The organism is Methylorubrum podarium (assembly GCF_022179745.1).
GTDB lineage: Bacteria > Pseudomonadota > Alphaproteobacteria > Rhizobiales > Beijerinckiaceae > Methylobacterium > Methylobacterium podarium.
Map to the genome: position 1 here is coordinate 1 of NZ_BPRD01000162.1, position 8,470 is coordinate 8,470.

Here is an 8,470-nt window from a genome sequence, read left to right on the forward strand (position 1 = left end):
CGGCGGCGACGGGGCGCGCACGATGATGCTCGTCTACAACCTCCCCGCTGCCGCCCTGCTGGAGGCGGCGCTGGCGGGCGAGGACGACCCGTTCCTGCGCGCCCGCTACACCTTCTACCTCGCCCAGAGCCTGCGCGATTCCGGGCAGTTCGAGCGGGCGATCGAGGCCTACCGCGCGCGGGCCGAACTCGGCTTCTGGGACGAGGAGGTGTTCGAGAGCCTGTTCAATGCCGGCAAGCTGATGGCGCGGCAGGGGGCGCCGACGGACGACGTCCTGGCCCTGCTCGACCGCGCGAGCGCGACCGTGCCGGAGCGCGTCGAGGCGCTGCACGCCGCGGCCCTGATCTGCCGGCAGCGCGGCGAATGGGATCGCGGCCTCGCCGCCGCGGCGCGCGGGCTCGGGCGCCCGCCCCCCGAGTCCGGCCTGTTCCTCCAGCCCTGGATCTACACGGTCGGGCTCCTCGACGAGTTCGCGGTCAACGCCTACTGGGCGGGCCGCGACATGGACTGCCTCGTCGCCTGCGCGATCCTCCTGTCGCGCGAACCCCTCGATCCGCCGACCCGCGAACGGGTGCGCGCCAACCGCGACCACGCCCACGACCGGTTGCGGGCCCGCGCCTCCCTCTGGACCGGGACGCTGAAGGACCGCGCCCCGCGGATCGCCGTGGTGACGGCCTACCGCTCGGACGACCCCGAGACGCGAGATCCCGAGGCGCTTCGGCGCTGCATCGCCTCGGTGGCGCGCCAGACCGTGGCGGCGGACCACATCCTGATCGCCGACGGCCCGGCGCAGGACGGGTTGGATGCTCTGGTCGCCGATCACATCCGCCTCGGCGGAGCCGGCGCGGGCTCCCGCGCGGCCTGGGCAGTCGGCGGCCTGCTCGCGGCGGCGCGAGGCTACACGGCGATCTGCTTCCTCGATGGCGGGTGCTGGTACGATCCGGACCACATCGAGAGCTGCCTCGCGGCGGCGCTCCGGGTCGGGTTCGACCGCTGCGGGATCGTCACGGCCGCCCGCCGGCTGCGGCGCCCCGACCTGACCGTCCTGCCGCTTCCCGAGGAGGATCCCGACCGCTTCGTCGATGCCAGCGGCTACCTCTTCCTGCCGCCGGCCTTTACCCTGTTCGGCCACTGGGCGCTGACGCCCCGGCCGCTGGACGAGATCGGCGACCGCCTGTTCTGGCTCGGGGCGCGGGCGAGCGGCCTTGCCAGGGGCCGGACCCGGTCGGCGACGGTCAATTGTCCCGCGACCTACGCGGCCGCCTACGAGGCCCTGGGGGAGGCGCCGCCCCCCGGCGCCCGGGACAGGCCCGATCACCGCCGCTTCCGGGCCTGGATCGAGGCCCTGCCGCCGGAGGCGCTGGCCACCCTCCGGCGCCAGATCGGGGCCGATCCGCGCGACCTCTACCGGGCTTAGCATCGTCCCGAAAGGTGGCCGCCGGCTTTCGGAAAAAGACGATGCTCCGGTCCTCCTGCCCCGAAGACCGGCGACGTTCAGCGGAGACCTCGAACCTGGGTCACGCGCGCCGTCGATTTGCAACACCGGCGGGAAAAGCCGCCGGGACCGTTGCCGCCGCCTCGGGTTTCGCGTCTACGATGGCGCGACTTCCGATGGACCGCGCCGCGATGAGTCTCGTCAGACGGATCTGTTTCGCCGGCTTGGCCGGCGGCCTCGCGCTCGGCCTTCCGGGCCCCGCCTCGGCCCAGCAGATCGGTGCGACGACGGTCGTGAAGAACGACGTGTCCCGCCTCAAGGGCGCTCAGAAGAATGCCCTCGCCGAGGGCGAGAAGGTGTTCCGGGACGAGGCGGTGCAGACCGGCGCGGACAGCCTCGCCAAGATCGTCTTCCTCGACCAGACCAACCTCTCGATCGGGCCGAATGCGCGCATCGCGCTCAACCAGTACGTCTATTCGGAGGAACGGCCGGCCGGAAAGGTGGCGCTCAACCTGCTGAAGGGCAGCTACCGGTTCGTGACCGGCGACCTCGACAAGAAGGCCTACGAGATCAAGACGCCCGTCGCGACGATCGGTGTCCGGGGGACGGTGTTCGATGTCTGGACGACCGGCGGCCGGTCGGTGATCACCCTCGTCGACGGCGAGGTCCGGGTCTGCACGCGCCAAGCCAGCCCGCAGGCCTGCCTGACCCTCGACCAGCCCGGCTCCGTCGTCGTCGTGACAGCCGGCGGCCTGACCCCCGCCCCGCCCGGCTCCGCGACGCGCTTCAGCTTCGGCGGCTATTGCGGCGCCAATCCGGGCCTGTGCACGCCGACCCGCCTGTCGGAGGGCGGCGCGCCGCAACCGGCCGCCTTCGCCGCCCTGTGCGGCCGCTGAAACCCGTCCCGATCGCCTCGGCGCTCCGAATCGCCCCCACATCCTGCCTCGACCGCATCCGGTGCCGGACGCGTTCGGGCGGCCGCGCCCGGCCCGGACCCTAAGCCGCGCTCGGCCGAAGGTTCAGGCCGCCCAGGCGAGGATCAGGACGCCGCTGAGGAACATGGCATAGGTCGCGAGCAGCGCGGAAATCTCACGGTGCTTCGAAACGACGGCGCGGGAGACGGACAGCATGACGATGATCAATCACGGGGTGGCCGGATCAGCCTGATAGCCAAACCTTGACGGTTTTGGAGTCGCCGCCGCCCGGTTTCGCAGGAAAAGACGAGGTGTTGCGCGCCGGAGACTCGCTCAGGCGGCGGACCCGGGCGCGCGCGCAAGGCTTGCCGCGCAGCCGAATGCCTCGCCCTTCATCGATGCTCGGGTCGCAGAGGCTATAGGGCGGAAATCCTCGATGAGGTCGTGCGAAATGGCACGTCATTCCAGGAGATGCGAGCCTAACTCAGGGACACCCAATAAGTCACGGCCAGCCGCCATTCGACGGAGACCGCGCAAGCCTAGTAGGATTGTGCCATGAACACTCGTATCAGTTCCGCTATCGCCGCCATTGTCTTGGGAATCGGCGCGATCTCTTCACCCGCTCTCGCTCAGAACATCTCGTCGGTTCGAGGCGAGAAGCCGTCGAGCTTCTTCACCGAGCGTCCGGCCCCGTACGCCTACGACGACCTGACGACCGGTTCGATCGGCCCGGTTCGGGGTCGCGGCATCGACCGCTCGGCCAAGGACGGCAACGCGGAGCTCAACGACCGCGCCGTGCCGAACTACGGTGCGACCGCCGGCGGACCGGCGCGGTGACGCCGTCCGTCGCCGCGTCGGCCCGGAGAGCCGCTCCAGCGCCGTGACGGACGATACGACACGCTCCGCCGGCCCGTGAGACGATCGGGCGGCGGGGCTGCTCATTGATTGTTAACCATCGTGCTCCCATATCAGGAGCATGCCGATCGCGATTCTGTCGCTCGATCGGACGCGGCCACGATGCCGGGACGAGGGTGACGCCGGATGTACGCGCACCGTTGTTCCGGCTCCCGTGGCCGTTCTCTTTTCGACGCTGGCCGCCGTGCTCGCCCCGCTCGCGTGCGGCCGGCTCGTCCCCGCTTCGCGATCAGCCCTCGAGGCGGCAGGAGAGGGGCGTCTCGACCGGGCAGGAGGCGGGCGGCTCCCGGTAGATTCGGACGCGGGGCGGCGGCTCGCCGTTCTCCAGCGCCGTGCGCCGCTCTTCCTCCGCGTAGTCCCAGCTCCACTCGTCGGAATGCTCCCCGTCGAGGACGACGCCGGCCCGGCACCCCCAGCCATGCTTGCGCGCGATCTGCGCCTGCTCGTAGGTGACGGTGAAGTAGCCGAACTCGTGCAACTCCATGTCCCGGCACAAGATCTTGCCGTCGGGCGTCACGATATCGCCTGGCTGTGCGCCTTCCGGCAGCATCGATGTCATAGTTGGCTCCCGCGGGTCTCGATCCCGCACGATCATACCGATCCATAGGACGCGCGAAACGGCGCGCGGCGAACATTCTTGCACAATAGCGCCGAGCCGCGCCCGTTCCGAGGCCCTGTCCGATCCGTTGCGTCCCGGCGCGCCGTCGGCGGCCTCGGCGCGGGGCAGCCGGCCCAGGGCGCGCACCGCGCTTGCCGGACGGGCCGGGTAGCCGCGGCCTCAGCTTGGCCGTATACTTGCCGGGTGCGGACCGGTGTGTTTCCCCACCGGGCGGCAGGATTGGGGACGTCCGGGATCATGACGATGGGCTGGGGGCAGAAGAACCGTGAGGCCGATGCCGGCGGGTCGGCACGGCTCGGGCATCGGGCGCAGCGTCTCAGCCGCCGGTCGTTTCTGGCCGGGTCGGCCGCCGGCCTCGGCGCGCTCGGGCTCGGCGGTTGCGTCACCTCCGACGGCACGATGCTGGCCGAGGCGGCGAAGGTCTACGGGCCGATGCCGGACGAGAAGTTTCCGATCCCGGCGGTCGACGTCAGCAAGGTCGATCCGAAATACTACCGCCGCACGGTCCGTTACGAGACCAAGGAAGCGCCCGGAACGATCATCGTCGATCCGCGCAACTACTATGTCTACCGCGTCGAGGGCGATGGCTCCGCCACCCGCTACGGCGCCAATGTCGGGCGCGACGGGTTCCTGTGGAGCGGCGACGCGTATGTCGGCCGCAAGTCCGAATGGGCGACCTGGACGCCGCCCAAGGAGATGATCCGGCGGCAGCCCGAGGCGGCCAAATACGCCCGCGGCATGCCGGGCGGCCTCGACAACCCGCTCGGCGCCCGCACCCTTCATCTCTACCAGAACGGCGCCTACACGCTGTACACGATCTACGCCAGCAGCGATCCCGAATCGATCGGCAGCGGCATCACGAGCGGCTGTGTCGGCCTGCTCAGCCAGGACATGATCCACCTCTACGCGCAGACCCCGGTGAAGACGAAGGTGGTGGTCCTGCCGGCCTAGGCGAAGGCCTCGGCCGGACGACTCAGCCGGGGTCCCGGCCGGATGCGGTCCGGAACAGGGGCGCGCGGCCGGGCGCAGCATGGGCACCGGATTCTATCGGTCACCTCTCGCGGGTGCCGCCTCGTCCCATTCGCGATCGCGCTCCCGCAGCCGTTCGGCGTGCTCCTGCCGCGCTCTCGCATCCTGCGCGGCATCGTCTGGCGAGGCCGGGGCCGGTCGGAGGTGCGGCCGGTCCGGCGTCAGGGCGTGGGCGAGGGCGGAGACGATCTCGTCGAGATCCGCGGCCGGGAGCCCGAGCGCGCGCCCGGCCTCCGCCCGCTGCATCAGGGCGAGATCGGCCCAGGTCGGCCCGGCTGAGCCGAGCCGCTCGACGGCGCTGCCGAGGGGAAGCCATTCCGCCGGCATGGTGCGAAGCCGATCGAGGCGACGTCGGTCCGTCGTCGCCTGATCGTGCCTTTCCCGCGCGCCTGGAACGAGCCGGGCGAGTTCACCGAGCAGGTGGGTCCGGATCGCCTGGATCCGCACCGGGCCGATCTTGCGCACGGCCGTGAGGTCGGTGGGCGTGGCCCGTGCGAGCGCGGCCATGTCCGCGAGGCCGGCCTTGCGGAGCCGAGCCCGAAGCGCCGCCGTCAGCAATCCCCGCCCGAAGCCGGCGGCCGCGAGGCGATCGATCGCCGCATCGGGCAGGTCATCGAAGAGCGGCAGGCGCTCGGAGGCCTCGCCGAAAAGCGTCCTGGGAAGCGGCATCATGCCTCACGCAGCAGCTTCTGGACGCGTGCCGGCGATCGGCGAGGCCACGGCCAGCACCCGAACGTCGACATCCCCGAAACCCTGGCGAAGCGCGGGCGGGGCAGCGTCGATCACGTGCGCAATAGGGGCAGACGGGGTGAATGGCCAGCATTCCGATACGGCGGGAGGCTCCTGCGGATCCGCGCGGCCGAGCGGACCACGCCCGAGGCCGGCGCCTTCGGACAGGGCCGATACGAACCAAACCGCGCGTCTCCGCCCGCGGCCGACGGCACGCGGTCGGCACCGTATTCCAAAGAGTAAAAATCGACCGATTTGATTGTCACAAATGCTGTGGGCCGGATTTACGACACTTTAAGCCCAGTAGCTCATTTTGCGACGGAAAGGTTCGGCTGTGGTCAGAGTTGAAGAAATAGCCAATTCGAGTCTGGCATTGAATATTTTCTCCATGAGGCGTCCGTGTCACGTGAGATGCTCATCTCGTTCCTGATCGACACCGGTCGCGAAAAGAAGGCTCTCGACGCCAATTTGCAGGCGCGTGTACGCGTGGAGCAGCTCGACGTTGCTCTCCGTCTCGTTCCCTTCACTGTGCTCGTCAGCCTCAGCGTCGTGCAGGTGATCGTCTACCTGTTCTGGAACCCCGCCAACCGCGCCTACCTGGCCGGGCTGGAGGCGGCGATCCTGCCGCTGACGGTCGCCGTGCTCCAGCAATGCTGGCTCTGGCGTTCGCGCCCGAAGCCCCGCGAAGTGCCCGTCTCCTTCGTCCGCAGCACCGTCCTGCTCGCGCATGTCTACGGCTGCCTGCTCGCCTCGATCCCGATCATGCTGTTCGCGGGAGCCGATTCGGACGGGCGCCTGCTCATCGCCTCCAGCTGCGCGGGCCTCATCGCGACCGGCATGAGCGCCGCCGTGCTGCCGCGTGTCGCCATCGGCTTCTCCGGCCTCATCATCGCCGGATCCTTCGTCGGATTGGCGGCGACGGGCGAGCGCTTCTACACCTACGTCGCCATCCTTCTCGCGTTCTACGCGGTCTTCATCTGCTTCACGATCCTGCATCTCAGCCGCCTCCTGAAGATGCGCGTCGTCGCGCAGGTCGACTTGGAGCGTCAGCAGGAATTCACCCATCTTCTCCTCAACGACTTCGAGGAGAATGCCAGCGATTGGCTGTGGGAGACCGACGCCGAGCTTCGCCTTCAGCATGTCTCGCCGAGGCTGGTCGAAGTGGCCCGCTCCTCGGAGCGCCAGCTCCTCGGATTGCCTCTGGAACAGTTGCTGCTGCCCGCCGTCGCCCCGCCCGACGGACATCCGAGCACCGCCCTCTGGAAGTGCGTCGCGGAGCGGCGCGCCTTCCGCAACCTCATCCTTCCGCTCAACATCGCGGGCGAGCAACGCACCTGGGTGCTGAGCGGAAAGCCGACCTTCACCAACGGAACGAGCTTCTCGGGGTATCGCGGCGTCGGGTCCGACGTGACGGAGAAGCGGCGCTCGGAAGAGCGCCTGTCGTATCTCGCGCTGCATGATCCGCTGACCGACCTGCCGAACCGGGTTCAGTTCCAGCAGCTTCTGGAAGTCGAGCACGCGCAGGTCGGAGCGGGCGGACGCTTTGCGGTGCTCGCGCTGGACCTCGACGAGTTCAAGAGCGTGAACGACACGTTCGGGCACGCGGCCGGCGACGGATTGCTGCGGGCGGTCGCGGAACGTCTCCGGCGCTTCGCCTCCTCCGACGTGCATCTCGCCCGGCTCGCAGGCGACGAGTTCGCCGTTCTCGCGAAAGGATCGGCGGCACGGGATCGCCACGCGGTCGCGCTCCTGGCGAGCGACATCGTCGCGGCGATGGCCTCACCCTTCGCCATCAACGGCATCCGGGTGAGCATCGGCATCAGCATCGGGATCGCCATCGCCCCGCAGGACGGCTGCGTGGAGATCATGCGGCGCGCCGACCTCGCCCTCTACCGGACGAAGGGCGAAGGACGCAACGGATACCGCTTCTACGAAGCCGAGATGGACGAGCGGATCGAGGCGCGACGTGCGTTGTCGACCGACCTGTGGGGGGCTCTCGATCGCAACGAGTTCCTTCTCCACTTCCAGCCCATCGTGACGAAGGACGCCCGCATCCGGGGCTTCGAAGCGCTCGTGCGCTGGAAGCATCCGAAGCGCGACTTCGTCTCGCCGGCCGAATTCATCCCGCTGGCCGAGGAGACGGGCGTCATCATCCCGTTGGGGGAGTGGATCCTGCGGCAGGCCTGCGCCACCGCCGCGGGCTGGCCCAGCGACGTCAGCGTCGCCGTCAACCTGTCGCCGATCCAGTTCCGCCACTCGGACCTGCCGCTGCTGGTCCGCTCCGCGCTGGAGGAGAGCGGGTTAGCCCCCTCGCGCCTCGAACTGGAGATCACCGAGTCGGTGTTTCTCGAGGCAACCCCCGCCATCAAGGCCGCGCTCGCCAAGCTGCGCGAACTGGGCGTGCGATTGTCCCTCGACGATTTCGGAACCGGCTATTCCAGCCTGAGCTACCTTCGCCGTCTCGCCTTCGACAAGATCAAGATCGACCAGAGCTTCGTGCGAGACCTTCCGCACGAGCAGGGCAGCGCGGCCATCGTCCGCGCGATCATCGACCTCGCGACGAATCTCAACATGACGGTGGTCGCCGAAGGCGTCGAGACCGAGGCGCAGCGCCGATGCCTGCTGAGCCTCGGCTGCCACGAGCTGCAGGGCTACCTCTTCAGCCGGCCCGTACCCGCCGAGGAGGCCGGATCCCTGACGAACAGGCAGGGACTTCGGCGCTGGAAGATCCATGCCGCCTGAGGAAGCCTGAGAGTCTTTCATACGGCTTCCGGTTGATTACCTCGGGCCTTGTCCCATCCCGACATCGCGAGGCGGAGCCGAAGCGAT

The 8,470-nt window shown here is 69.3% G+C and carries 7 protein-coding genes; 5 read left to right on the forward strand and 2 right to left on the reverse strand.

Features of this window, described 5'->3' with window-relative positions; all coding sequences use genetic code 11:
* The 3 genes from MFF42_RS08530 to MFF42_RS08540 form a co-directional block, all read left to right on the forward strand.
* The coding region (locus tag MFF42_RS08530) for a glycosyltransferase (protein ID WP_238255350.1) at positions 1-1,417 on the forward strand (1,417 nt) is incomplete at its 5' end.
* Between the two features lie 209 nt (positions 1,418-1,626).
* Positions 1,627-2,331: a FecR family protein gene (locus tag MFF42_RS08535; protein ID WP_238255351.1), complete on the forward strand. Its 705-nt coding sequence runs from the start codon at positions 1,627-1,629 to the stop codon at positions 2,329-2,331.
* A gap of 573 nt (positions 2,332-2,904) precedes the next feature.
* Positions 2,905-3,186: a hypothetical protein gene (locus MFF42_RS08540; protein WP_238255352.1), complete on the forward strand. Its 282-nt coding sequence runs from the start codon at positions 2,905-2,907 to the stop codon at positions 3,184-3,186.
* 307 nt (positions 3,187-3,493) lie between these two features.
* Here MFF42_RS08540 and MFF42_RS08545 read toward each other — a convergent pair whose 3' ends face one another.
* Positions 3,494-3,823, reverse strand: coding sequence for a hypothetical protein (locus MFF42_RS08545; RefSeq protein ID WP_306423509.1), 330 nt, complete (start codon positions 3,821-3,823; stop codon positions 3,494-3,496).
* A 303-nt stretch (positions 3,824-4,126) separates the two neighbouring features.
* On the opposite strand from MFF42_RS08545, the gene MFF42_RS08550 reads away from it, so the two are divergent.
* Positions 4,127-4,834, forward strand: a complete 708-nt coding sequence (locus MFF42_RS08550) for a L,D-transpeptidase (protein ID WP_373875163.1) — start codon at positions 4,127-4,129, stop codon at positions 4,832-4,834.
* A 93-nt stretch (positions 4,835-4,927) separates the two neighbouring features.
* On the opposite strand, the gene MFF42_RS08555 is transcribed toward MFF42_RS08550, so the two are convergent.
* On the reverse strand, positions 4,928-5,581 hold the full coding sequence (locus MFF42_RS08555; RefSeq protein WP_238255355.1) for a hypothetical protein: 654 nt from the start codon (positions 5,579-5,581) through the stop codon (positions 4,928-4,930).
* Positions 5,582-6,040: 459 nt separating this feature from the next.
* On the opposite strand from MFF42_RS08555, the gene MFF42_RS08560 reads away from it, so the two are divergent.
* Positions 6,041-8,383, forward strand: a complete 2,343-nt coding sequence (locus MFF42_RS08560; RefSeq protein WP_238255356.1) for a putative bifunctional diguanylate cyclase/phosphodiesterase — start codon at positions 6,041-6,043, stop codon at positions 8,381-8,383.
* Positions 8,384-8,470: the final 87 nt, after the last annotated feature.